This is a genomic window from Candidatus Pelagibacter sp. HIMB1587, from assembly GCF_052047775.1.
Classification (GTDB): domain Bacteria; phylum Pseudomonadota; class Alphaproteobacteria; order Pelagibacterales; family Pelagibacteraceae; genus Pelagibacter.
On the sequence record NZ_JBNAJJ010000002.1, the window covers coordinates 198,990 to 223,291 of the forward strand.

Annotated in this window: 24 protein-coding genes; 13 read left to right on the plus strand and 11 right to left on the minus strand. The window is 28.9% G+C overall.

Translation table 11 applies throughout. The annotated features are described in order from the left end of the window. Window positions 1–2 precede the first annotated feature (2 nt). Window positions 3–389: a peptidase M22 gene (locus tag ACTTBE_RS05530; RefSeq protein WP_440677510.1), complete on the minus strand. Its 387-nt coding sequence runs from the start codon at window positions 387–389 to the stop codon at window positions 3–5. A 7-nt stretch (window positions 390–396) separates the two neighbouring features. On the opposite strand from ACTTBE_RS05530, the gene ACTTBE_RS05535 reads away from it, so the two are divergent. Beyond that, on the plus strand, window positions 397–1,398 hold the full coding sequence (locus ACTTBE_RS05535) for a polysaccharide deacetylase family protein (protein ID WP_440677511.1): 1,002 nt from the start codon (window positions 397–399) through the stop codon (window positions 1,396–1,398). On the opposite strand, the gene ACTTBE_RS05540 is transcribed toward ACTTBE_RS05535, so the two are convergent. From ACTTBE_RS05540 to murJ, 4 genes are read right to left on the minus strand one after another with little or no spacing between them, the layout of a single operon-like run. Further along, window positions 1,395–2,462: a glucosaminidase domain-containing protein gene (locus ACTTBE_RS05540; protein WP_440677512.1), complete on the minus strand. Its 1,068-nt coding sequence runs from the start codon at window positions 2,460–2,462 to the stop codon at window positions 1,395–1,397. The genes ACTTBE_RS05535 and ACTTBE_RS05540 overlap by 4 nt on opposite strands. 6 nt (window positions 2,463–2,468) lie before the next feature. Further along, the gene (locus ACTTBE_RS05545; protein WP_440677513.1) at window positions 2,469–3,008 is read right to left on the minus strand and encodes a NifU family protein; all 540 of its coding nucleotides are present in this window, start codon (window positions 3,006–3,008) and stop codon (window positions 2,469–2,471) included. A gap of 56 nt (window positions 3,009–3,064) precedes the next feature. Next, window positions 3,065–4,066, minus strand: coding sequence for a tryptophan--tRNA ligase (gene trpS / locus ACTTBE_RS05550; RefSeq protein ID WP_440677514.1), 1,002 nt, complete (start codon window positions 4,064–4,066; stop codon window positions 3,065–3,067). A 4-nt stretch (window positions 4,067–4,070) separates the two neighbouring features. Beyond that, entirely contained in the window at window positions 4,071–5,600 is a 1,530-nt protein-coding gene (gene murJ / locus ACTTBE_RS05555) for a murein biosynthesis integral membrane protein MurJ (RefSeq protein WP_440677515.1), read from the minus strand. A 128-nt stretch (window positions 5,601–5,728) separates the two neighbouring features. On the opposite strand from murJ, the gene ACTTBE_RS05560 reads away from it, so the two are divergent. Next, the gene (locus tag ACTTBE_RS05560) at window positions 5,729–8,017 is read left to right on the plus strand and encodes an NADP-dependent malic enzyme (RefSeq protein WP_440677516.1); all 2,289 of its coding nucleotides are present in this window, start codon (window positions 5,729–5,731) and stop codon (window positions 8,015–8,017) included. Here the strand turns inward: ACTTBE_RS05560 and ACTTBE_RS05565 are convergent. Beyond that, entirely contained in the window at window positions 8,014–8,610 is a 597-nt protein-coding gene (locus ACTTBE_RS05565; protein WP_440677517.1) for a BON domain-containing protein, read from the minus strand. The genes ACTTBE_RS05560 and ACTTBE_RS05565 overlap by 4 nt on opposite strands. Continuing rightward, complete coding sequence (rsmI, locus tag ACTTBE_RS05570; protein WP_440677518.1) at window positions 8,600–9,460, minus strand: 16S rRNA (cytidine(1402)-2'-O)-methyltransferase; 861 nt, start codon at window positions 9,458–9,460, stop codon at window positions 8,600–8,602. The genes ACTTBE_RS05565 and rsmI overlap by 11 nt, the downstream gene beginning before the upstream one ends. A gap of 33 nt (window positions 9,461–9,493) precedes the next feature. Between rsmI and ACTTBE_RS05575 the strand changes: the two genes are divergently transcribed. Continuing rightward, window positions 9,494–10,648: an ABC transporter substrate-binding protein gene (locus ACTTBE_RS05575; RefSeq protein ID WP_440677519.1), complete on the plus strand. Its 1,155-nt coding sequence runs from the start codon at window positions 9,494–9,496 to the stop codon at window positions 10,646–10,648. On the opposite strand, the gene rdgB is transcribed toward ACTTBE_RS05575, so the two are convergent. Next, entirely contained in the window at window positions 10,632–11,234 is a 603-nt protein-coding gene (gene rdgB / locus ACTTBE_RS05580; RefSeq protein WP_440677520.1) for an RdgB/HAM1 family non-canonical purine NTP pyrophosphatase, read from the minus strand. The two genes, ACTTBE_RS05575 and rdgB, sit on opposite strands and share 17 nt — an antisense overlap. A 36-nt stretch (window positions 11,235–11,270) precedes the next feature. Between rdgB and ACTTBE_RS05585 the strand changes: the two genes are divergently transcribed. The 6 genes from ACTTBE_RS05585 (at window position 11,271) to ACTTBE_RS05610 (ending at window position 17,601) form a co-directional block, all read left to right on the plus strand. Further along, on the plus strand, window positions 11,271–11,903 hold the full coding sequence (locus tag ACTTBE_RS05585) for a nucleotide exchange factor GrpE (RefSeq protein WP_440677521.1): 633 nt from the start codon (window positions 11,271–11,273) through the stop codon (window positions 11,901–11,903). An 84-nt stretch (window positions 11,904–11,987) separates the two neighbouring features. Continuing rightward, window positions 11,988–13,913, plus strand: a complete 1,926-nt coding sequence (gene dnaK / locus ACTTBE_RS05590; RefSeq protein ID WP_440677522.1) for a molecular chaperone DnaK — start codon at window positions 11,988–11,990, stop codon at window positions 13,911–13,913. A gap of 29 nt (window positions 13,914–13,942) precedes the next feature. Continuing rightward, window positions 13,943–15,070 carry a molecular chaperone DnaJ gene (gene dnaJ / locus ACTTBE_RS05595; RefSeq protein WP_440677523.1) on the plus strand — a complete coding sequence of 376 codons (1,128 nt, stop codon included), beginning with the start codon at window positions 13,943–13,945 and terminating at the stop codon, window positions 15,068–15,070. A gap of 170 nt (window positions 15,071–15,240) precedes the next feature. After that, complete coding sequence (dapB, locus tag ACTTBE_RS05600; RefSeq protein ID WP_440677524.1) at window positions 15,241–16,017, plus strand: 4-hydroxy-tetrahydrodipicolinate reductase; 777 nt, start codon at window positions 15,241–15,243, stop codon at window positions 16,015–16,017. Then, a complete protein-coding gene (gene nth, locus ACTTBE_RS05605; RefSeq protein WP_440677525.1) occupies window positions 16,017–16,670 on the plus strand; it encodes an endonuclease III in 654 nt (217 codons plus the stop codon). Before dapB ends, nth begins: the two co-directional genes overlap by 1 nt. A 1-nt stretch (window position 16,671) precedes the next feature. Next, a complete protein-coding gene (locus ACTTBE_RS05610) occupies window positions 16,672–17,601 on the plus strand; it encodes an adenosine kinase (protein ID WP_440677526.1) in 930 nt (309 codons plus the stop codon). Window positions 17,602–17,703: 102 nt separating this feature from the next. Here the strand turns inward: ACTTBE_RS05610 and ACTTBE_RS05615 are convergent, their stop codons facing one another. Continuing rightward, window positions 17,704–18,267, minus strand: coding sequence for a winged helix-turn-helix domain-containing protein (locus ACTTBE_RS05615; RefSeq protein WP_440677527.1), 564 nt, complete (start codon window positions 18,265–18,267; stop codon window positions 17,704–17,706). A gap of 11 nt (window positions 18,268–18,278) precedes the next feature. Between ACTTBE_RS05615 and ACTTBE_RS05620 the strand changes: the two genes are divergently transcribed. After that, window positions 18,279–18,773: a L,D-transpeptidase family protein gene (locus ACTTBE_RS05620; RefSeq protein WP_440677528.1), complete on the plus strand. Its 495-nt coding sequence runs from the start codon at window positions 18,279–18,281 to the stop codon at window positions 18,771–18,773. Here ACTTBE_RS05620 and ACTTBE_RS05625 read toward each other — a convergent pair. Then, window positions 18,770–19,429 carry a YggS family pyridoxal phosphate-dependent enzyme gene (locus ACTTBE_RS05625; RefSeq protein WP_440677529.1) on the minus strand — a complete coding sequence of 220 codons (660 nt, stop codon included), beginning with the start codon at window positions 19,427–19,429 and terminating at the stop codon, window positions 18,770–18,772. The two genes, ACTTBE_RS05620 and ACTTBE_RS05625, sit on opposite strands and share 4 nt — an antisense overlap. On the opposite strand from ACTTBE_RS05625, the gene ACTTBE_RS05630 reads away from it, so the two are divergent. Then, window positions 19,424–19,948 carry a thiamine phosphate synthase gene (locus tag ACTTBE_RS05630; RefSeq protein ID WP_440677530.1) on the plus strand — a complete coding sequence of 175 codons (525 nt, stop codon included), beginning with the start codon at window positions 19,424–19,426 and terminating at the stop codon, window positions 19,946–19,948. The genes ACTTBE_RS05625 and ACTTBE_RS05630 overlap by 6 nt on opposite strands. 52 nt (window positions 19,949–20,000) lie before the next feature. Here the strand turns inward: ACTTBE_RS05630 and ACTTBE_RS05635 are convergent, their stop codons facing one another. After that, window positions 20,001–20,969: a porin gene (locus ACTTBE_RS05635; protein ID WP_440677531.1), complete on the minus strand. Its 969-nt coding sequence runs from the start codon at window positions 20,967–20,969 to the stop codon at window positions 20,001–20,003. A gap of 204 nt (window positions 20,970–21,173) precedes the next feature. Here ACTTBE_RS05635 and ACTTBE_RS05640 point away from each other — a divergent pair, with 204 nt between their 5' ends. Both ACTTBE_RS05640 and leuS read left to right on the plus strand, forming a co-directional pair. Further along, window positions 21,174–21,773: a DUF3576 domain-containing protein gene (locus tag ACTTBE_RS05640; protein WP_440677532.1), complete on the plus strand. Its 600-nt coding sequence runs from the start codon at window positions 21,174–21,176 to the stop codon at window positions 21,771–21,773. Continuing rightward, window positions 21,763–24,300 (plus strand): leucine--tRNA ligase, encoded by a 2,538-nt coding sequence (leuS, locus tag ACTTBE_RS05645; protein WP_440677533.1) that lies wholly within the window; start codon window positions 21,763–21,765, stop codon window positions 24,298–24,300. Before ACTTBE_RS05640 ends, leuS begins: the two co-directional genes overlap by 11 nt. Window positions 24,301–24,302 lie beyond the last annotated feature (2 nt).

Below are 24,302 nucleotides of genomic sequence, written 5' to 3' on the forward strand. Positions count from 1 at the left end.
TTTTAACTTATATAAATAGGGTTAATCAAATTTTTTTTAATTTTAAATTTATCGCAAAAATAAGGGACATTTTCATACTTTACATCTTTTTCACCTTTAAAATCTTGTAAACTATAGCAATAATAATCAATATTTTTTGCTAATTTGAGAGCCTTTACAACAGAAATAGAATTTCTAATCCCCGCAAAACTTCCTGGGCCTCTGTTAATGTATATTTTTTTAATATCTTTCAATTCAAATTTATTTGATTCTAAAAATTCTTTTATTAACAAAGTTAATTTTTCATAATTTATTTTAGTATTCTCATGAGTAATATTGTAAATATGATCATTAGCTATGATCATTAAAAAAATTTTATCTCCAGCTACATCAATTATAAGTTTATTCATTTTATCTTTGTTTCTTAGTTTTAGTTCTAAATCAGATGAATATAATATCAAATTTTATTCAGAAGATAATGGGATTTTATCAATAATGTACCATCGATTTAATGAACATAAATACCCATCAACTAATATTAATATGGAGGTATTTAAGAAGCACTTAGAAATTGTTAAAAATTCTAAATACAATTTTCTTAATCCTAATGAATTTGATTCAAAATTTAAAACTTCAAAATCAGAAAAAGAAGTTTTGATAACAATTGATGATGCTTTTGAATCATTTTACAATGAAGCTTGGCCACATTTAAGAGATAACAAAATTCCATTTATACTTTTTGTTTCAACAGAACCAGTTGGAAACAAGGGTTATATGACCTGGGATCAAATTAGAGAAATTGATGCGGTAGATTTTTCACTAATTGGACATCATTCACATAGCCACGAATACCTAATTGAAGAAACTGAAGAAAATTTCATTTTAGATATTGAAACTGCAAACAAAATTTTTAAACAGGAACTTAATTATATTCCTGATCTATTCTCTTATCCATTTGGTGAATACTCTAAATTTATGAGAGATTATATTTCTCAAAACTTTAAATACGCATTTGGTCAACATTCTGGAGTTATTGATCTTAATAAAAATAAATTTGAATTACCAAGATTTCCAATAAATGAAAAATATGGAGAACTTAAAAGATTTAAATCCATAATTAATTATTATCCTTTAGAATATAAAAGTTTATCTCCAAGTGAAAAACAGCTTACAATAAATGATAATCCACCAAATTTTGAAGTTGAATTTTTTAAAGAACAAAAAAATTTAAGAAATATTACATGTTATTCCAACGAAGGAGACAAGTGGGATAAATCTAAAACTAATTTATCTAATCAAATCTTAACTATTGAATTTAGAGAACCTTTTAAGCCTAGAAGGGGGAGGATAAACTGTTCTTTAAACGATAATGGGAAATGGAGATGGTTTGGAGTTCAATTTCCAATCAAAAAAAATTAAATTAAGCTTTCCAAATCCTTACTAGATGGCAATAATCTTGCCTCATCAAAATCTTTCAATTTATTTTGATTAATTATTTTTTGAAGAACTTCGATGTACTGATTTCCTGTTTCAGCATATTTATCTAAATGTTTAGATAAAACTATACTATCAATTGGTTTATCATTACTTCTCAACTCACTCCTAGCTTTTCTTAAATTTATGTAAGATTTATGAGTATTTAAATTTCTTAAATATGCTCTCACAGATAATTGTAAACTATTAAATTTCATGACTTTATGAGTCTCACCTTTGTCAGCTTCTTTAGGTTTTAAACCTTCACCTGACCATGTCCATTGACCAAATAAAGCATTTCCTTTTCTTGCAAATCTTGAAGTTCCCCAACCTGTTTCTTTTGCTGCTTGTGCAATTGCTAACGAAGCTGGAATTTCATCCATCCTTACCTTTAATGATGAAAAATCATTTTGCCTAACACCATATTGTTTAAATTTTTTCTCAAGCCATTTTTTTTCGATATCAGTATTGCTACTTTTATTTAAAATCGTAAAGAGTCTTTTTCTATCTATTCTAATTTTAGTGTTTTCTTTAACAATCAATGGGAGGATTATTTTAATAAACATATCCTTTTTTTTCTTTGAACTAGAGATGTCATTTATTTCGTTTGGAAGAAGTCCTATATCTATAGGCTTTACGAGTTTATTTTTTCTCACATCTTTTAAGTTATAGTTTACCTCTTTAAATAATGAATTGATTTCTGAGGTTGTATACCTGACTAAATTAATCTCTGAATTATTTTCCTCTAAAATATCATAAAGTAAATCCATTTCATCTACTTCATCTGAGATATCTTCTTCAATTAAACCATTTGTATTAAGTTTTTTTAATAAGAGATTTTTAGAATTATTTGTAAATTCCTTATGATTAAAGTTTTTTTCAGCAAAGTTAATAAACATTGGAGTTACATAAAAAAATGAGATTAAAAAAATTCCACTTAACATAAATCTAGAAATAGAATTAATGCTTTTATTTTTAATAAATTGAAATTTGATTAAATTTTTTTTCATAAATTATTATATCGCAACAACTTCTTTTACCTCTGGAAGATAGTGACAGAGAAGATTTTGTACTCCCTGCTTTAAAGTCATTGTCGAGCTTGGACAGCCTGAGCAACTTCCCTGTAGTTGCACTTTTACTATTCCGTCTTTAAATTCTTTAAATTTTATATCACCACCATCTCTTGAAACTGCAGGTCTAATTTTTTGATCTAAAATTTTTACAATTTTTTCCTCAATTTCACTTAGATTATTATTTTTTTCTTCTTCATTTTCATCAATTACGTATTCTTTACCATCTAAATAAAAGTCATTTATTAATGAAATAACAATATGTTTAATTTCGTCCCATTTAATTTGGTCATTTTTATTTACTGAAATAAAATCCTGTCCTAAAAAAATACCCTCAACCCCATTGACTGATAAGATATTTCTAACCAAATCATTATTTATTTGATCTTTACTTGTTATTTCATAAGGACCACTGTTTGATACTTTCTTGCCAGGAAGAAATTTCAAAGAATTAGGATTTGGTGTTATTTCAGTTTGTACGAACATTTTGTAAATATATATAGAGCTTATTTCTAAAATTTAAACTTGATATTTAAATTATATTAAAATCCTAGTATTTCTTTAATTCTATCTATCTTTTTTGATGCAATTGAGTTTGCTTTTTCAACTCCTTCTAGAAGGATTTTATCTAAATAAGGTTGATCATTTAAAAGTTTTTTAATTTCCAAAGATATAGGTTCAATCTTTTTAACCAATAAATCAGAAAGTTGATTTTTAAATTCAGAAAAATTTTTACCTGAAAAGTTTTCGACTGTATTCTGTAAAGTTGAATTGTTTAAACTAGAATATATGCCAAGAAGGTTTTTTGCTTCTAACCTCTCTTTTAATTCTTCAATACTACTTGGCATTGGTAATGGATCAGTTTTTGCTTTTTTTATCTTATTTGCTATTGCATCTTTGTCATCTGTTAAATTAATTCTGCTTAAATCTGATAATTCAGATTTACTCATCTTTTTTGATCCATCTTTTAAACTCATAATTCTAGAAAATTCTTTTTGAATTAAAGGTTCAGGTACTTGCAAAAAATTATCTTTATCAAAATCATTATTAAACTTTTGAGCAATATCTCTACATAGCTCAAGATGTTGTTTTTGATCATCACCAACAGGGACATGAGTCGCATCGTACAAAAGAATATCTGCTGCCATTAAAACAGGATATGAGTACAGTCCAACGCTTGCTTTTTCTTTATCTTTACCCGCTTTTTCCTTGAATTGTGTCATTCTATTTAACCAACCCATTCGAGCAACACAGCTCAAAATCCAAGCTCCCTCTGAATGAGCCGCTACACCAGATTGATTAAAAATAATACTTTTTTTAGGATCAATTCCACTTGCTATAAAAGTAGCTACTGTCTCTCGAATATTGTTTTTTAGCTCTTTTGGGTCTTGTTTAACTGTAATTGCGTGCAGATCAACTACACAGAATATACAATCATTATCAATGTCATTATTAAGGTCTACAAAGTTTTTGATTGCACCCAAATAATTACCGAGGTGAAGATTACCTGTTGGCTGAACGCCAGAAAATATTTTTTTACCCATATTTTTAATAGTTTATTTTAATATCACTAATTTTAAAAGCTTTGATGAAATAACAAATAAATATGTAAAAGAACAGTGCAAATAATACGCTTAAGATTAAATAAATTGATTTAAAACTATAATAAAATGAAAGTTGATTTTCAAAAAAGTTTAATAGAAAATTAAAAAATAATCCCATTAAAATTGATGCAAAAATTATTTTAAAGAAATTTAAAATAAAGTTACTTTGAAAATAGAATAAATTATTATTTTTTAAGTATATAAATAATAGTGCTGAATTAAACCACGATGAAATTGAAGTTGCGATTGGAATTATAATAAAACCTATTTTGTTAAAATAATAAATACTAATCAAAATATTTAAAAGGACCGAAATTAACGAAATATAAAATGGTATTTTTGTATTATGATTAGCAAATAAAAAACTTGAAAAAACTTTTATCAAAGCAAAAGCAGGTAAACCTAAAGCAAAATAAAATAAAGCAAGACTTGAGTTAACAACAGATTCTTTATTAAAGTTACCATAACCAAACAATGCTGAAATTATTTCCTCTGAGGCAATCACTAAAGCAATCGTTGCTGGAATACTTAAAAATAAACTCAACTCTAAAGCTTTGTTTTGAATAAGAGAAATTTTTTCATGATTTTTAGAGTTTATAAACTTTGAAAGTTGTGGCAGAATCACAACTCCAATGGCAATACCAGCTATGGCTAAATTGATCTGATAAATTCTGTCTGCGTAATAAAGATAAGAAACTGCGCTAGCTTGAAAAGAAGCGATAATTGTTCCAACCAAAATATTGATTTGCGTTACGCCTGATGAAAAAATACTCGGGAGTAGTTTTCTAAAAAAAAACTTTACCTTTTCATCTCTTGCTAACTTAAAATTAAATTTAAATGAAAAAAATCTTTTAACAAAATAATTTAAAAAAATTAACTGTAATAATCCTGCTAAAGATACACCATAAGATAAATAGTAAACAAGCTCATCTCCTAAAGCTTTTGAAAATAATAAAACAATAATTAAAATAACATTTAATAGAATTGGTGCTGCTGAAGCTGCAGCAAATTTGTTATAAGAATTTAATATTGCAGAAAAAAAAGATGCTAAACTAATAAATAATAAAAAAGGAAAAGTAATCCTTGTTAAACTGATAGCTAAATCCATTTTTTCTAAATCATTTACAAAACCTGGGGCAATAATTGATACAAATCCAGGCATAAAAATTTGAACAACTATTGTTAAAATTAAGAGACCTAAAAATAAAAGATTAAAAATATTATTTGCAAAATCGTTTGCAGATTTTTTTCCTTTGTTCATTTCAGAAGTATAGCTAGGTACAAAGGCGGCATTGAAAGCTCCTTCTGAGAATAATCTTCTAAATGTATTTGGAATTCGAAATGCTACAAAAAAAGCATCTGCCAACAAACCTGTTCCAAGAAATATTGCAATTAATATGTCTCTAATATATCCAAGCAGTCTGCTAATGATGGTATAAAAGCCAAATGTGCCTGTTGACTTAATTAAGTTCATAAATCATATTAGTCTTAATTTTACCCTAATTGTATACTTATTATCAGAATATATAGATCAAATATTAAGATTAATAAAAATTTTTAAAAAAAATACAAATAGAATTAAGTTTAGATAATTAAACAAAAATGAAAAAAACAAAGATTGATCATTACACAGATAAAGAAGCTTTGGATTTTCATAAGGATAAAAAACCTGGCAAGATTGAAATAGTTTCTTCAAAGAACATGACTACCAAAAGAGACCTTGCTCTTGCTTATTCTCCAGGGGTTGCTGCCCCAGTTAAAAAAATAAGTGAGAATCCAGAGGCAGCTTATGATTATACGAGTAAAGGAAATTTAGTAGCAGTAATTAGTAATGGTTCTGCAATTTTAGGGTTGGGCAACTTAGGTGCATTAGCCTCTAAACCGGTTATGGAAGGAAAGGCAGTACTATTTAAGAGGTTTGCAGATATAGATTCGATTGATTTAGAAATAGACTGTAAAGATGCTGAGGAAATTATCAATTCAATTAAAAACTTTGCTCCAAGTTTTGGAGGAATAAATTTAGAAGATATAGCTGCGCCAGATTGTTTTATTATTGAACAAAAGCTCAAAGAAATATTAGATATTCCAGTATTTCATGATGATCAACATGGAACAGCAATTATCACAACCGCTGCTTTGCTTAATGCACTCGACATAAGTGGAAAATCTATTAAGGATATAAAAGTCGTTGTTAATGGTGCTGGTGCTTCTGCTCAGGCTTGTACGGAGTTATTTATTAACTCGGGTGTTAAATCTGAAAATGTAATAATGCTAGATCGAAAAGGTGTAATTTATAAAGGAAGAGCAGAAGGAATAGACCAATGGAAATCAAGATTTGCAATTAATACAGATTTAAGAACTTTAAGTGATGCAATTAAAGGAGCTGATGTATTCTTAGGATTATCGTCAAAAGGTGTTTTAAAAAAAGATATGGTTAAAAGTATGTCTAAAAATCCAATTATATTTGCATGTGCAAATCCTGATCCAGAGATTACACCTGAAGAAATAAACGAAGTAAGAAATGATGCAATTATTGCAACTGGAAGATCAGATTATCCCAATCAAGTAAATAATTTAATTGGATTTCCTTACATATTTAGAGGTGCACTAGATGTAAGATCGAAAACAATCAATGAGGAAATGAAAGTTGCTGCTGCTGAAGCTATAGCAAAACTTGCTAGGGAAGATGTGCCAGATGAAGTTGTTGCAGCCATGGGTGGCGAAAGACCTCATTATGGTAAAGATTATATAATCCCATCAACTTTTGATCCAAGATTAATTAGTGTTATTCCAGCTGCTGTGGCCAGAGCAGCAATTGAAAGTGGAGTTGCTAGAAAAAAAATTGATGACTTTGAAAACTATAAAGAACGACTTAAACAAAGATTAGACCCAACAGTTACAATTATGCAAGGTATAAACTCTTTCATTAAAAAAAATCAAAAAAGAATTGTTTTTGCAGATGGTGAAGATGAAAATACTTTAAAAGCTGCAATAGCATTTAAAAATTCAAAGCTTGGTATTCCAATTTTAGTTGGTAAAGAGAGTAAAATTAAAGAGCAGATTAAAAATATAGGTTACAGCGAAAATTTTGATATTGAAATTACTAACTCAAAAGACGAAGAAAAAAGAAAAAAATATGTAAATCATCTATTCAAAAAACTTCAAAGAGAACAAGGTTTATTAGAACGAGATTGTGATAGAATGGTCAGAAACGATAGAGTTGTCTGGGCTACTAGCATGGTCGCTTGTGGAGATGCGGATGGTGCAGTTACAGGAAATACTAGACGTTTTGGAGCATCTCTTGAAAAAATTAAACAAGTTGTTGATGTTAGAAAAGGTGAAATAATGTTTGGACTAAACATGGTTGTCAATAAGGGAAAAACTATTTTCATTGCAGATACAAGCGTTCATGAATACCCTACATCAGAAGAAATGGCTGAGATTGCAATTTCAGCTGCAAGAGTAGTAAGACTTTTTGGAATTGATCCAAAAATAGCATTTGTTTCACACTCCACATTCGGACAACCTTTGACAAGTAGAACAAAACATATTCGTACGGCAGTGGATATTTTAAAAGATAAACAAGTTAATTTTGAATTTGACGGTGATATGCAGCCTGATGTTGCTCTAAATCCTGATTACGAAGAACTCTATCCTTTTGCAAAAATAGTAGGTAAAGCCAATATCTTAATTATGCCTGGACAACATAGTGCAGCAATATCTTATAAACTAATGAAAACTTTAGGTGATACTAAAGTTATAGGGCCATTATTGATTGGACTTGGTTTACCAATTGAAATTGCTCCGCTTAGATCTTCAACATCTGAAATTATTAATTTAGCTTCTATTGCAGCTTATTCATCGGAGGTTATTAAATATCAAATAGATTAATTTTTTTGAATTCTCAAATCTTCAAGTAGCAAAATACTGGCCACAACATCTTCAACATCTAGGATTTCTTTTGCTTCACTGATAACCATTTCTTTTTCTTCATCAGTTAAAGCTATTCCATAAACATAAATTTTCTTTTTATAAGTATCTATTTGATAGTTGGTTGCTTTGATATTTTTATTAACTATTAAAGCTGTTCTTAATTGAGAAGTGATAAGCAAATCTTTTGCTGATTGCTTAAAATTAAATTCTTCTTTTATTTTAATATCATTTCTAACAGATCTAGCTCCTTTTGTTTCCCAAGCAATTTTGGTGATTTTTAATTTTTCCTCGGGTTCATCTACTTTTCCAGTTATAAAAATTCTCCCATCTAAAACTTTTGTTTTAACTTGTAAGAAATGTTTTTTGTCCAAAGCAAGTATTTTAGTTGAAATAGTTTTTTGCATAATAGAATCATCTATTTGAGTTCCAACTGTTCTTGGATCCATCGCAACTGATACACCAGTTCCAAATAAACCAGATGAACCAACTCCTGCAGCGCAACCAGTCAAAACAATTGATAAAAGAATTATTATTAAATTTTTAATTCTCATTTTTTAATTTTAAGCAAAAATTATAAACTACTTTTTTTGAAATATTTTTATTACTGGTAATTAAATCTGTAATTTCTTTCGTAGTTAATTTGTTGATCATTTTCTTAATCAAATTAATATCTGATTCACTTAGCTTTTGCGAAGTATTTTCTTCTTTTTTTTCAGAAATTACTATTGTTAATTCGCCTTTTAATTCATTATTAAATAATTCTAATTCATCAATATTCTTTCTAATATACTCCTCATATAATTTGGATATCTCCCTACAAAACACTACTTTTCTTCCAGCAAAAAAATTTTTAAATCCTGGAATTATTTTGTTTACTTTTTTTGATGATGAAAAGAAAACTAAACTGTGATTAAAGTTTGATAGTTTTTTTAATTCATCCTCTATTTGATTTTTTTTTTCTGGTAAGAAACCGTAAAAAAAATATTTGTCAGAAAATCCACTTGCTACAACAGCAGCTGTAACTGCTGATGGTCCAGGTATTGAAAATATATTAAGATTATTTTTTATACATTCATTCACTATTATTAAACCTGGATCAGAGATACCTGGTGTTCCTGCATCAGATATAAGTGAAACTAATTTACCTGATTTTAAATATTCAATTATCTGTAATGTATTTTTTTTTTCATTAAATTTATGATTTGAAATCAATTTTGATTTAATTTTATACCTGTCTAATAAATTCTTAGAAACACGAGTATCTTCACAAAGTATATAATCTGATTTTTCCAAAACCTCTAATGATCTAAATGATATATCTTTTAAATTGCCTATTGGTGTTGCTACTAAATAAAGCCCATTTTTATAGTCATTTGATTTAAATTGTGGTTTTGTGATCATAATTCAGCTTAAAAATTATATAATAACATCAAAATGAAAAAGATTATCAAAATTATTTCTATTTCTTTACTTCTCTTATTTTTAAACTTCTTAAGTTTAGTTAATGCAAATGAAAAAATAAGAATTGGACTCTTAGTTCCGATGACTGGAGAAAATAAAGACCTAGGGTCATCTATTATTAAGGCCGTAAGTTTAGCAGTCAAAGATATTAATAATGATTTAATAGAAATTTATCCAAAAGATACCGCAACAAGAGCTAACCAAACTCTTAAGTCTGCTTTTGAATTAAAACAAATGGGAATAAAAATTGTTATTGGACCAATATTTCATGAAAGTTTAACTTATTTAGATGAGATGAAAGATTTAACTTTTTTATCATTAACAAATAAAACTTTAGATTTACCTGAAAATGTAATTTCTGCTGGAATAAATTCCACATCACAGTTTAATACTATAAAAAAATTTTTAGATAATAATAATTTACAAAAAACTCTTTTTTTAACACCAATTCAGAATTTTGAGTTTGAAGTCAAAGATGGTGTTAAAAATTCCAAAATAAAAGTTTTTAAAAATTTTGAATATAATACTGAACCGACAAAACTTACAAAACAAATTGAGGAAATAACTAAATACAAAATTAGAAAACAAAATCTAGCGGATGAAATAAGAAGAATTCAAGAGTTAAATGAACCAAATAAAGAAAGAAAAATTAAAAGCTTGGAAAAAAGATACACGATTGGAAATGTAAATTTTGATGCAGTTGTTATATCTGATTTTGATGAAAGCCTTAAAAGTGTTGCAACCTCTTTACTTTACACTGATGTGTCTCCAAAAAATAAATACTTTATAACCCTTAACCAATGGTTTGATGAAAGTTTAATGGAAGAAATAAATATTCAACCAATTTATTATCCATCAATTAATAAAGAAAATTTTGATGATTATAAAATTAAATATTTTAATGCTTTTAATCAAAACCCATCCCATCTCTCGCTGTTAAGTTATGATTTGGTTGGTTTAGTATATTACCTTTCATTGAAATCAGATCTTTCGAAAATGGATAAATTATTTAAGAAAAAAAATTCATTTAAAGGTAAGATAGGAATTTTTGATATTAAGGATAACAAAATTAATCACAGATTAAATTTTTATAAAATAGAAGATAAAAAACTTACAGAAATCTTTTAAGCTTTTTAAAAGCTTGATAGCGATGGTCCATTTTGTATTTTTGAGATGGTTTCATTTCGCCAAATGTTTTAGTTTTTTTAAGTGGGATAAAAATCGGATCATAACCAAATCCTTTTTTCCCCTTTGGCTCATTTGATATTCGACCCTCAACTTTGCCTACTACACAGGCAATTTTTTTATTTAAATATGAAATTGATAGAGCACAAACAAATCTTGCTTTAATTTTTTTATTTTTCCAATTCTTATCTTTTTTGGATAACTCTCTAAATACTTTTTTAATAGCTTTATTAAAATCCCCAGATTTTCCTCCCCATCGTGCAGAATAAATTCCAGGTCTTTTATCTAAATGATCTATCTCCAAACCAGAGTCATCAGCCAAACATGTCAGACCGGTCTTTTTAGAGAAATGTTTTGATTTAATTAAGGAATTTTCCTCAAAAGTTTTTCCATTTTCAGCAGGACTTTTAAGTTTAAAATTAGATGTAGAGTAAATTTTGATATAATTTGGTAATAAACTCTTAATTTCTCTCAATTTTCCCTTGTTGTTAGTACCTATGAGTAATTGTTTAATTTTTTGCTTAGACATCTAGAAATAATTAAATTCCTTACCATATATGTCCTCATGGAAAAAGAAGAAAACCAAAACAATACTCCAGAAGACCAGAATCAGAATTTAGAAAAAGAAACAGAAAAACTTGAGGAAAGTTCAGCAGGTGAAAATAAACAAGAAACACCTCAGGAAACCAAAGAAGAGATTAAAGAACCAACTCCAGAAGAAAAAATTGCCGAACTAGAGGATAAATTGGCACGAACTTTTGCTGAAATGGAAAATCAAAGAAGAAGGTTTGAAAAAGAAAAAGAGGATGCCTTTGAGTATGGAGGTTTTAGCTTTGCTAAGGAAGCATTAAATTTAATTGATAACTTAGATCGTTCTAAACATGTTTTAGAAAGTGATGACAAGTTAAAAGAAACAGACTCTTTAAAGAAGACACTGGAGCATTTAGAAATAATAAAGAAAGATTTAATTTCTATTTTTGAAAAAAACAATATTAAACCAATTGATTGTATCAACAAAAAACTAGATCCTAACTTTCATCAAGCAATGATGGAGATTGAAGATGACACTAAAGAAGCTGGAACAATTGTTCAAGAAATTCAAAAAGGCTTCACTATTAAAGATAGACTTTTAAGACCTTCATTAGTTGGGGTCTCAAAAAAAATTGTCAAAAAAGAGGAAAAAACTGAACAAAATTAGGAAAATTCAGAAGATAAATAATGATGAGATCAACTTGTAGTTTCAAATTTAAACCCTATATGACGAAAGAGAGACAATAATATTATGAGCAAAATAATTGGAATAGACTTAGGAACAACCAACTCTTGTGTTGCGGTAATGGAAGGAACACAAGCTAAGGTTTTAGAAAATGCAGAGGGAGCAAGAACAACACCTTCGGTAGTTGCATTTACTGATGAAAATGAAAAATTAATAGGCCAACCTGCTAAAAGACAGGCAGTAACAAATCCTGAAAACACAATTTTTGCAGTTAAAAGATTAATTGGAAGAAATTTTGATGATCCAACAGTAAAAAAAGATGTTGAAGCTGCACCATTTAAGATAGTTAACTCTGAAAAAGGAGACGCTTGGATTGAAGCTAAAGGGGAAAAGTATTCTCCCTCACAAATCTCTGCATTCATATTACAAAAGATGAAAGAGACAGCTGAAAAATATTTAGGATCAGAAGTAACAAAAGCTGTAATTACTGTACCAGCATATTTTAATGATGCACAAAGACAAGCTACAAAAGATGCAGGTAAAATTGCAGGACTAGAAGTTTTGAGAATTATAAATGAACCAACTGCTGCATCGCTAGCTTATGGTTTAGATAAAAAACAAAATAAAAAAATTGCTGTATACGATTTAGGTGGAGGGACATTTGATGTTTCTATACTTGAGTTAGGTGACGGTGTATTTGAAGTTAAATCAACTAATGGTGATACTTTTTTAGGTGGTGAAGATTTTGATAATGCTATCGTTGATTATTTAATTTCTGAATTTAAGAAAGATAATGGTATTGATCTTAAATCAGATAAACTTGCTTTACAAAGATTAAAGGAAGCGGCTGAAAAAGCAAAAATAGAATTATCATCTGCAGAACAAACAGACATAAACTTGCCATTTATAACTGCAGATAAAACTGGTCCAAAACACATTAATTTAAAGATGACTAGAGCAAAACTTGAGGCTTTAGTTGAGGACTTAATTGCTAGAACAATGCCTCCATGTAAGACTGCTTTAAAAGATGCAGGAATTACTGCAAGTGAGATAGATGAAGTGGTTATGGTTGGTGGTATGACTAGAATGCCAAAAGTTATAGCAGAAGTTAAAAACTTTTTTGGAAAAGACCCTAATAAGAGTGTAAACCCAGATGAAGTAGTTGCAATGGGTGCCGCTATTCAAGCAGGTGTTTTGCAAGGGGACGTTAAGGACGTTCTTTTATTGGATGTTACACCACTATCATTAGGTATTGAAACGCTTGGTGGTGTTTCAACAAAACTAATTGATAAGAATACAACGATTCCAACTAAAAAAAGCCAAGTTTTCTCAACTGCTGAAGATAATCAGCCAGCTGTTTCTATTAGAGTTTTACAAGGCGAAAGAGAGATGGCTACTGATAATAAGTTATTAGGTAATTTTGAATTGGTAGGTATTGCTCCAGCTCCAAGAGGAGTTCCTCAAATTGAAGTTACATTTGATATTGACGCCAACGGTATTGTAAATGTTTCGGCAAAAGATAAAGGAACTGGTAAAGAACAAAAAATACAAATTCAAGCTTCTGGTGGATTAAGTGATGAAGAAATTGAAAAAATGGTGAAAGATGCTGAAGCTAATAAAGAAGCTGACAAAAAGAAAAGAGAGTCGGTTGATGTTAGAAACCAGGCGGACACTTTAATTCATTCAACTGAGAAGAACTTAAAAGAACATGGATCAAAAATCTCAGATGCTGAGAAAAAAGCAATTGAAGATGCATCATCTGCTGTAAAAGAAGCTCTGAAAGGTGAAGACATTGAAGATATCAAGAAAAAAACAGAAGCTCTAGTTCAAGCTTCAATGAAGCTTGGAGAAGCAATCTACAAATCACAACAAAGTGCTAAACCAGAATCAGGAAAAGATGATGGTGGAGATGATACAGGTAAAAAAGACGAAAATGTTGTTGATGCTGATTTCGAAGAAGTAAAAGACGAGAATAAAGAAAAAAGCGCATAAACTGACATTTAATTGTCTGGGGTAATTTGATGGCTAAAAAAGACTATTATGATGTCCTAGGCGTTAATAAGAGCGCAAGTCCTGATGAACTAAAATCTGCGTATAGAAAGCTAGCAGTTAAATATCATCCAGATAAAAATCCAGGTGATTCAAAGGCTGAAGAAAAGTTTAAAGAGGCTAGTGAAGCTTACGGAATACTTTCAGACAAAGAAAAAAAACAAAACTACGATAACTTTGGACATGCTGCATTTGAAAATGGTGGTGGTAGACCAGGTGGAGGTTTTGGTGGTTTTAGTGGAGCTGATTTTTCAGATATTTTTGAGGATTTCTTTGGAGATTTTGGTAGTGGAGGAAGGTCAAGAAACAGAAGGTCTAATAACAGAGGTTCAGATTTAAGGTACGATTTATCTATTTCATTAGAAGAAGCTTATCACGGAAAAAAACAAGATATAAAATTTGCAACTACTGAACAATGTGGAACTTGCAAAGGCAATGGTTCAGAACCAGGCTATTCTCCAGACAGGTGTTCATATTGTGGAGGAAATGGAAGAATAAGATCTAACCAAGGTTTCTTTACAGTTCAACAAACATGTCCACAATGTAATGGTAATGGCGAGGAAATCACTAATCCATGCAATGATTGTAATGGTCAGGGCAAAAAACAAGCTTCCAAAAAAATATCTGTAACAATTCCTAAAGGAGTGGACGATGGAACAAGAATAAGGCTTGCCGGAAAGGGTGAAGCTGGTAGCAGAGGTGGGGCTACAGGTGATTTATATTTATTTATCAATGTTTATTCTCACGAATTATTTAAAAGATCAGATGAAAACCTATTTTTTGAATTTCCACTATCACTTGCTGATGCGGCTCTTGGGACTACAATTGAAATCCCAACAATTGATGGTGGACGAGCAAAAATAAAAATTCCAGATGGAACTCAAAACGGTAAACAATTTAGATTAAAAGGCAAAGGAATGCCATTTATGAGAAGAGGTGATTTTGGTGATCTATATGTTCAAGTAAAAACAGAAGTGCCAGTATATTTAAACAAAAAACAGAAAGAATTATTAGAACAATTTAGAGAAATAGAAAACGACAAGTCAAATCCAAGTATTAAAAAATTTTTCCAAAAAGCAAAAGATTTTTGGAAAAATTAAATTATGGGTATAAAGGAAATAATTCCATCAATAGCTTTAATATTAATACTAATTCTAATTTTACCTAGCTTCATAAAATTAAACTTTAAGAAAAAGATATTTTTTAAAAATTTAAGTATTTGGGGTGTCATTATAATTATTCTTATGATAATTCTATATTTTATCACTTAATGAAAAAAATTAATTTAGCTATTTCAGGATGTATGGGAAGAATGGGTCAACAACTCATTAAGTCCTCTAAGAAAAATAAAAATTTCAAGTTAGTTACACTTACAGAAAATAGAATGATAAATAAAAAATTTGATAGAATTAAACCTGAACTAAATTCAGATAAAGCATTTAAGAAAACAGATGTAATTATTGATTTTACGGTACCAAATTGTACGCTTGAAATATTAAAAATAGCATCAAAATTAAAAAAGAAAGTAGTAATTGGAACTACTGGATTTACTAGAGCCCAAGAAAATCAAATTAAAAAATATTCAAAAAAAATTCCTATTTTAAAAGCTGGTAACATGAGTTTAGGTGTAAATTTATTAATGTATCTAACTGAAATTGCCTCTAAATCACTAAATGAAGAATACTTAAGCAAAATATTTGAAGTACACCACAAACATAAAAAAGACTACCCATCTGGAACAGCATTAATGCTTGGGAAAGGAATTGCTGATGGAAAAAATAAAAATTTATATAATTTGATTGGTAAGAAATTCTTAAATAATAAATCTTTTCCTTATGGAAAAAAAATTAATTTTAACTCAATTAGAAAAGGTGAAATTATTGGTGAACATGAAGTAAAATTCTCAAGTGGAAAAGAGATAATTACATTAAACCATGAAGCTTTTGACAGAGCACTTTACTCGGATGGAGCTTTAACTGCTTCTAAATGGTTAATGAAAAAAAAACCAGGATTATATTCAATGAGAGATTTGCTTAACTTTTCATAATGAATGAAAAACAAAAAGCAAAAGTAATTATTAAAACTTTAAATAAAATTTACCCTAAAGCACCAGTTCCTTTAAAAAGTAAAAATACTTTCACTCTTTTAATTTCAGTTTTACTGTCTGCACAATGTACTGATGTAAACGTCAACAATGTAACGAAAGATATATATCCAAAATACTATAAGCCTGAGCATTTTGTAAAGTTAGGGAGAAAAAAAATTGAAAAATTAATAAAAAAAATTGGGATTTTTAGAGTCAAAGCCAAAAGTATTTACTTAATGTCAAAACAAGTGCTGGAAAGGCACAAAGGTAAAGTGCCTAAAACTTTTGAAGAACTGGAAAAATTACCTGGTGTGGGACACAAAACAGCGAGTGTTGTGATGTCCCAAGGTTTTGGATATCCAGCTTTTGCTGTTGACACTCATATTCACAGACTTGCACAACGTTGGGGTTTAACAAATGGAAAAAATGTAGTTCAAACTGAAAAAGATTTAAAGAGAATATTTCCTAAAAAAAACTGGTCTAAACTTCATCTCCAAATAATCTTTTATGGTAGAGAATATTGTAAAGCAAGAGATTGTTATGGAATGAGCTGCAAAATATGTACTACTTGCTACCCAAATAGAAAAAAACCTGTTATTACCAAAAAAGCTTAACATGAAAATTTTAGGAATAGGAAACGCTATTGTGGATGTCATTTGTAAAGTTGATGACAATTTTATTGATCAAAATAACCTTACAAAAAGTACAATGAAATTATTTTTTGATGAAAATGAATTCAAAAACTTATTAACGAATCTAAAGATTGAAAAAACAGTTTCTGGGGGATCGGTTGCAAACTCAATCGTTGGTATATCTCAGCTTGGTGATGAGGTTGGTTTTATAGGAAAAATATCAGATGATGAATTTGGTAGTAATTATGAAGAAGGATTAAAAAAAGAAAACGTAAAGTATTTGTATTCAAAAAAGAAGGAAAAATTACCAACAGGGACTTGTTTAATATTAGTAACTCCAGATTCAGAAAGAACAATGTGCACCTTCTTAGGTACAGCAGGAAAAATTAATGAAAATGATATTAGTTCTGATGCTATTAAAAAAAGTGAGATGATATTTTTAGAAGGTTATTTATGGGATGAAGGAGAACCCAAAAAAGCATTTGATAAAGCTATAAATAATGCAAATAAAGTAGCAATGTCTCTTTCAGATCTATTTTGTGTCGATAGACACAAACCTCATTTTTTAAACTTAGTTCAAAACAAACTCAATATAACTTTTGCTAACGAACAAGAAATTACCTCATTAATTGACGCAAAAAATTTTGAAGAAGTTATAAATTTTTCAAAAAAACTTAATAGCTTGGTTGTTATAACCAGAGGTGAAAAAGGTGCAGTTGCAGTTAATGGAGATGAAGTTGTTGAGAATGGTATACAAAAAAATTTAAAAATAGTTGATCTTACAGGCGCAGGCGATCTGTTTGCAGCAGGATTTTTACATGGTCACATAAACAAGCTATCAACAAAAGAATGTCTAAAAAAAGGTACAGAAATGTCATCAAAAGTAATCCAACAAATTGGGGCAAGGCTTTAGATTTAACTTTTCTTTCTTTTAAAACTCCCCTTACCTTTTTTAGGCTTTATTGTTTTTGATTTATACTTTTTAGAAAATAAATTTTTAGCAATTGGATTTTTTTTATTTAATTTGATATCCATTTTTTTTACTTATTATAAATTCATTGTCCTCAAAAGTGTTTAAAATTTTTTTTCTTAATCGATATATGTGGGTTTCTACAGTATGTGTTTCTATATCAGATTGATAACTCCAAACTTTTTCTTGTAAATCATCAATACTAACTGGTTTATTTGATTTTGATAAAAATATAATTGTATTAATTTCTTTTTCAGTCAATCTAAGCTTGGTGTTTTTTAATAACATTTCTCTAGAATTTAAATCGATAATATAATTTTTTACTTTTACTTCTGATTGGTTATTAAACTGCACTTTTAGAAATTCAATGTTGATTTTTTCTACTAATTTATAAACACTAGCGGGTGTTTGTTTTAAAACAAACTGACGATTAATGTTTGGTTTTTCTTCTTTTGTTATAACCAAATAATTATCAAGATTTTTTAATTTATCATTTAAAATATTTTCATTATCTGCATATAAAATATTAAAATTTAAATCTAAGCAAAGTTCTTCAAGAATATGATATAATACTGGAAATTTATAAATTATTAAATTCTGAGCTAACACTATTATAGAATATGACAATTTTGGTAAAAAATAAACATACTCTTCAGATAGATGAGTTTAAATTTAACTGTTGTATAGGAAAAAAAGGATCAACAAAGAATAAGAAAGAGGGAGACAAAAAAACACCAAAAGGAACCTTTAAACTTGAACACCTTTACTTCAGAAGAGACCGTATAAAAAAACCATCAACTTCTCTAGAATGTGTTGAAATAAAAAAAAATATGGGTTGGTGTGATGATATTGGTTTTCCTAAAAAATATAACAAGCTTATCAAAATTGAAAAAAAAATTAGACATGAAAAATTAATGAGAAAAGATCACAAATATGATTTAATGATACCAATTAAATATAACTTCGAAACACCTATTAAAGGTCTAGGAAGTTGCATTTTTATCCACTTAACAAAAGATTTTAGACCCACCGCTGGATGTGTTGCTTTAAAAAAAAAGGATTTTTTAATTTTACTTAAATTAATCAAAAAAAATTCTAAGATTAAAATTTTTTAATTTCTATTACCAAAAATACTAGATCCAACTCTAACGTACGTAGCAAAATGTTTAGCAGCAATAAGATAATCAGACGACATGCCCATGCTTAACTCACTGAAACCAAAAGATTTATTAAGTTTATTCATCTCTTCAAAATATTTAGTAGGATCAACGTTTGCTGGAGGAATACACATTAAACCAATTAAATCTAATCCAATTTCTTTACAATAAGAAACCAATTGATTTGTTTCTGCTCCTTTAATACCTGATTTTTGGTCTTCTTCACCTATGTTTATCTGTAAAAAAACTTTCATTTTTTTATTTATTTTATTTTGTTCATCAACAATTTTTTTTGCAAGTTTTGCACTATCAACGGAATGGATATAATCAAATATTCTTACTGCATTTTTTACTTTGTTTGTCTGTAATTTTCCAATCATATGGAGTTTTATATGATTATTGTTTTTTTTAATATTTGTCCATTTTTCACTTGCTTCTTGGACTTTATTTTCACCAAAATCAATATGTCCATGTTCTATAAGTGGTAAAATTTTATCAATACTAAAAGTTTTAGATACTGCTATAATTTTAGGACTACTTTTAATATTTAATCTATCGAGAGAAATTTGAATATTATTATCAATATCTAATAAATTTTTAACAGTGTTATGCATAAAAATACTAAATATTACTTCATAAATAAATTTGAAACAAACAATATTTATAAACAAGACAAACAAACAATCATTATCTACAGAAACTATTCATCAAAAATGGTGGATGAAAAACTTGTTTCAAAAATTAAAAACTATTGTAAGAAAAAAAAGATAAAATTTTATCTGTCTAACAACATTAAACTTGCAATAAGACTAGATTTAGATGGAGCATATATCCCATCATTTAACAAAAATATTAAACATTTATCCTATTCATTTAAAAAAAAATTTAAAATTGTTGGATCAGCACATAATCTAAAAGAAATTAAAATTAAAGAACTACAAAAAGTTGATGAAATATTTTTATCCTCTTTATTCAAAAAAAATAAAAATTATTTAGGTATAAATAAATTTAGACTGCTTTCAAAATTAACACGAAAAAAAGTTGTGGTCCTAGGTGGTATTTCTAAAAAAAACTTAAGAAAATTGAAAATATTAAATCAATCTAAGTTTGCTGGAATATCTTATTTTGAATAAAAAAAAAGGCCCCTAAAGGGGCCTCTTTTTTAAATTATAGTTCTAAATTAAATTAGAATGCAAACGCTGCAGTTAGACCCCAGAACTCTTGGTCAGCTGCTGAAGATGTAGTATTATCTACGTTCTCAGCTTCTTCCATTTTTCCTGTAAGAGTCATACCACCAGATGTGTAAGCAACTACTAAAGCAGAATATTCTGCATCTGTAGTTGTTCCACCTACTGATAATTCTTCAGCACCGTAAGAAATAGAAAGTTCATCACTTACTGTGTATGCTACATTCCAAGCTGTTAACTCAGTATCACTTGAACTTGTACCTGTGTCATGATCAGCTTTAGAGTAACCTACAGTTACTGGACCATAAGCATAAGTTGCTTTTAGGGCCGTGTTATCACCTGATGTAGCTGTTGTACCAGACTCGATATCAGTTGTAGCATAGCTAATTGATAAACCATCAACACCAGTGTACGTTGCACCGTATCCAGTTTCTGTTTCGTTAACAGCACTTTCTTGTGGGTTTAATGAAGCAAATACACTTAAACCGTCCATCATAGATGGTAAAGTGTAGAAAATTGATTCATTCCCTGGATCACTGTCTGCTAGAGCTGCACCAGTAATACCTGTTGAAACAGTACCTGCACCGTCAAATCCATCCCATATATCTCCAGCTACAGATCCGTCGACTGAAGTAGTAGCAGAGCTTCCACCTTCACCAGCTAATGTTAATGTACCCATAGTTTCACTTGATACAGTAATTGAATGTGCATCAAATTCACTTCCAGCTGTTCCATTATCACCATCGTCTATTGTAAATGATAGACTTACGTTCATACCATTGTCTAATTCACCACCACCAGAGAAAGTGATTTGGTCACCCATACTGAATGTTTTTGGTGTATTAGCTTTTTCACCACTGTATTGGCTTACGTTCAAAGACGCTGCACCACTTACTGTTAATTCACCAGCATTTGCTGAGAAAGAAACAAGTGAAGCTGCCAAAGCAGTTAAACCTACTTTTTTCATGTTCATATTAATTACTCCTTTAATTGTTGTTATTATTAATAATAAACATCGAATTTATAACTTCAAAAATTTAAATTTATTTAAATTTACCCTCATTTTATTTAAAAAAATTATAAGTGTAACATTTATACAACATACTACTCTTGATTAATGAAATCATTAGATATTTTAAAGATTTATAGTAGATATATCACAAAAAATATAATGAAATTATCTAATATCTTTAAATTTTTAATTATCGTTTTTGTTTTACCATTACTCTTTATTTCCTGTAAAGGGCCGGATGGTAAATTCAAACTTCCTGGAGGTGATGCAAGAAAAACACCTGCAGATCCTGCAAAAAGGGTTGAGCAAAATATTCGAGAAGGTAAAGGTTTCAGATTAGCAGACTCAATGAAAAGCAAAGGAAGCGGTGTATTTGAATTTGCTAGCTCAAATGGTTTATGGAAAGCTTCATTGGATGTAATTGATTTTATGCCTTTATCCTCGGTTAATTATAGTGGTGGTATAATAGTTACAGATTGGTACTCAGAAAATAATAGTCCAAATGAAAGTATAAAAATTTCAATAAGATTTTTGACTAACGAATTAAGATCAGACGCTTTGGATGTAAAAATTTTTAATAGAGAATGTACCGACTCTTTATTGAATTGTAAATTTTCTGAAACAAGTGGCGAATTATCTAACGAAATAAAAAAAGAAATTCTAAAAAAAGCTGCAATTTATAAAAAAGAATTTGATGAGAAGAGTCCGAAAAGAGATTATAAACTTCCTAAAAATTTTGGAAATTTAGGTGGTAAATAGATACAACTTCAAACTAGTTGAGACAAAATGGCAAGATATCTGGGAGAAAAGTAAAAGTTTTTCTGTCAAGGTAGATAAAAATAAAAAAAAATTTTATTGTTTAGAAATGTTTCCCTACCCTTCAGGGAAAATACACATGGGTCATGTACGAAACTATACTATTGGGGATGTGCTTGCTCGTTATAAAGCACTTCAAGGTTATAATGTACTTCATCCAATGGGATGGGATTCTTTTGGGATGCCGGCAGAAAATGCAGCAAAACAAAACAATTTAGATCCTAAAGATTGGACAGAATCAAATATTTCAAAAATGAAGTCTCAACTAAAAAAGCTTGGGCTATCGATTGATTGGGACAGGGAAATTTCAACATGTTCGGAGGATTATTATAAACATCAACAAAAATTTTTCTTAGAGCTGCTAGATAAAAAATTAGTCTATAGAAAAGAAAACTATGTTAACTGGGACCCAGTCGATGAAACTGTACTTGCAAATGAACAAGTGATAGATGGTAAGGGATGGAGATCAGGGGCTACTGTTGAAAGAAAAAAACTAAGTCAGTGGTTTTTTAATATCTCAAAATTTTCTCAAGATTTATTGGACGGTTTAGAAAAACTAGATAATTGGCCAAAAAAAGTAAAGACTATGCAAAAGAATTGGATAGGTAAATCCTTTGGATGCGAAATAGACTTCAAAATAGAGGGTGATTTACCTGTTAAAAACATAAAATGTTTCACCACAAGACCCGACACGTTATTTGGATTTTCATTTTTAGCGGTTTCGACTGATCATGAAATTTCCAAATTTTATGAAAAGAACGATGATTTTATAAAATTTAAGGAAGAGTGTTCAAAAACAGGAACAACAGAAGAAGCTATAGCTGTGGGAGAAAAGATTGGTTTTAAAACTAATTTAAAAGCAATTAATCCTCTGAACCCAGAACAAAAAGTTCCTGTATACTTTGCGAACTTTGTACTTATGGATTATGGCTTTGGCGCAGTATTTGGTTGTCCTGGACATGACCAAAGGGATTTTGATTTTGCAAAAAAATATGATCTAGATATCAAAACAGTAGTAAGACCGCATGATAAGGAAGACGATTATAAGGTTATTACTGAAGCATATCCTGGGGAAGGAATTTTAATAAACTCAGATTTTTTAAATGGTATAGAGGCACCAAACAAATCTGTACTCAAGACAATAGAAATTTTAGAAGAAAAAAACTTAGGGTCAAAAACAGTAAATTTTAGATTAAAAGATTGGGGAGTTTCAAGACAAAGATATTGGGGATGTCCAATACCAGTAGCATATGATGAAAATGGAGAAATTCATAAAATCCCAGATTCAATGTTGCCTGTTAAATTACCACAAAATATAAATCTAAACGCAAAGGGTAATCCATTAGATCATCAGAAGGATTGGAAAGAGATAATAATTGATGGAAAAAAAATGATGCGTGAAACCGATACTCTAGATACATTTGTTTGTTCCTCTTGGTATTTTTTAAGATTTTGTTCTCCTAAAGAGAATGATTATGGTTTTAAAGAAGATGATATAAAATATTGGATGCCTGTAGACCAATATATAGGGGGTGTAGAACATGCTATTTTGCATTTGCTTTATTCAAGATTTTTTATGAGAGCGATATCTAAAGATAATAACAAAATAAATATCAAAGAGCCTTTTGATGGTTTGTTTACTCAAGGAATGGTTTGTCATGAAACTTATAAAGATCCAGATAATAACTGGGTTAGTCCTGAAGAAATTGAAACCATTGATGGTAAAAAATATTTAAAAACCGACAACACAAAACCTGTGAAAGTTGGGGCATCGGAGTCAATGTCAAAATCAAAAAAAAATACAATAGATCCAGAAAATATAATTGCGATTTATGGAGCAGATGCTGCTAGATTATTTATTTTATCTGATAGCCCTCCTGAAAAAGACGTACAATGGTCAGAGGAAGGAATATCATCATCCTTCAAGTTTGTACAAAAACTATGGAATTTAAATGAAAAAATGATGGAGCAAATAAATAAAAATTACAAAGAAGATACTGATGAAGAGTTAACCAAATACACTAATAAGTATTTAAAAAAAGTTACCAAAAATCTTGAAAATTTTAGTTACAACAAAATTGTAGCTAACTTACATGAAATGTATACTCACGTAGCAAAACTAATTAACAATGATTATAAGCAAGAAACTCTTAGAGAAAATTATCAAAAAATTTTAATATCTATGCAACCAGTATTGCCACATTTTTCAAATGAATGTTTAGAGTTAATGGGTATAAAAAATTTTAAATGGCCAGATTATGATGAAAAATTAACAAAAGAGGATAAAATAAATTTGGTCATTCAAATTAATGGAAAGAAAAGAGGATTAATCCCACTTGATCCTGATAAAACTGAAGAAGAGATTTTAGATATTACAAAAAAAGATAAGCAAATTGTCAAATATCTCCAAGAAAATCAAATTAAAAAAAGTATCTATATAAAAAATAAGCTTTTAAATATAATTATCTAAAA

Bases quoted from the DNA above. Each gene is read 5' to 3' on its own strand.
- ACTTBE_RS05530 (WP_440677510.1), bottom strand. From the start codon at position 389: ATGAATAAACTTATAATTGATGTAGCTGGAGATAAAATTTTTTTAATG.
- ACTTBE_RS05540 (WP_440677512.1), bottom strand. From the start codon at position 2,462: ATGAAAAAAAATTTAATCAAATTTCAATTTATTAAAAATAAAAGCATT.
- ACTTBE_RS05545 (WP_440677513.1), bottom strand. From the start codon at position 3,008: ATGTTCGTACAAACTGAAATAACACCAAATCCTAATTCTTTGAAATTT.
- trpS (WP_440677514.1), bottom strand. From the start codon at position 4,066: ATGGGTAAAAAAATATTTTCTGGCGTTCAGCCAACAGGTAATCTTCAC.
- murJ (WP_440677515.1), bottom strand. From the start codon at position 5,600: ATGAACTTAATTAAGTCAACAGGCACATTTGGCTTTTATACCATCATT.
- ACTTBE_RS05560 (WP_440677516.1), top strand. From the start codon at position 5,729: ATGAAAAAAACAAAGATTGATCATTACACAGATAAAGAAGCTTTGGAT.
- ACTTBE_RS05565 (WP_440677517.1), bottom strand. From the start codon at position 8,610: ATGAGAATTAAAAATTTAATAATAATTCTTTTATCAATTGTTTTGACT.
- rsmI (WP_440677518.1), bottom strand. From the start codon at position 9,460: ATGATCACAAAACCACAATTTAAATCAAATGACTATAAAAATGGGCTT.
- ACTTBE_RS05575 (WP_440677519.1), top strand. From the start codon at position 9,494: ATGAAAAAGATTATCAAAATTATTTCTATTTCTTTACTTCTCTTATTT.
- rdgB (WP_440677520.1), bottom strand. From the start codon at position 11,234: ATGTCTAAGCAAAAAATTAAACAATTACTCATAGGTACTAACAACAAG.
- ACTTBE_RS05585 (WP_440677521.1), top strand. From the start codon at position 11,271: ATGGAAAAAGAAGAAAACCAAAACAATACTCCAGAAGACCAGAATCAG.
- dnaK (WP_440677522.1), top strand. From the start codon at position 11,988: ATGAGCAAAATAATTGGAATAGACTTAGGAACAACCAACTCTTGTGTT.
- dnaJ (WP_440677523.1), top strand. From the start codon at position 13,943: ATGGCTAAAAAAGACTATTATGATGTCCTAGGCGTTAATAAGAGCGCA.
- dapB (WP_440677524.1), top strand. From the start codon at position 15,241: ATGAAAAAAATTAATTTAGCTATTTCAGGATGTATGGGAAGAATGGGT.
- nth (WP_440677525.1), top strand. From the start codon at position 16,017: ATGAATGAAAAACAAAAAGCAAAAGTAATTATTAAAACTTTAAATAAA.
- ACTTBE_RS05610 (WP_440677526.1), top strand. From the start codon at position 16,672: ATGAAAATTTTAGGAATAGGAAACGCTATTGTGGATGTCATTTGTAAA.
- ACTTBE_RS05620 (WP_440677528.1), top strand. From the start codon at position 18,279: ATGACAATTTTGGTAAAAAATAAACATACTCTTCAGATAGATGAGTTT.
- ACTTBE_RS05630 (WP_440677530.1), top strand. From the start codon at position 19,424: ATGCATAAAAATACTAAATATTACTTCATAAATAAATTTGAAACAAAC.
- ACTTBE_RS05625 (WP_440677529.1), bottom strand. From the start codon at position 19,429: ATGCATAACACTGTTAAAAATTTATTAGATATTGATAATAATATTCAA.
- ACTTBE_RS05635 (WP_440677531.1), bottom strand. From the start codon at position 20,969: ATGAAAAAAGTAGGTTTAACTGCTTTGGCAGCTTCACTTGTTTCTTTC.
- ACTTBE_RS05640 (WP_440677532.1), top strand. From the start codon at position 21,174: ATGAAATTATCTAATATCTTTAAATTTTTAATTATCGTTTTTGTTTTA.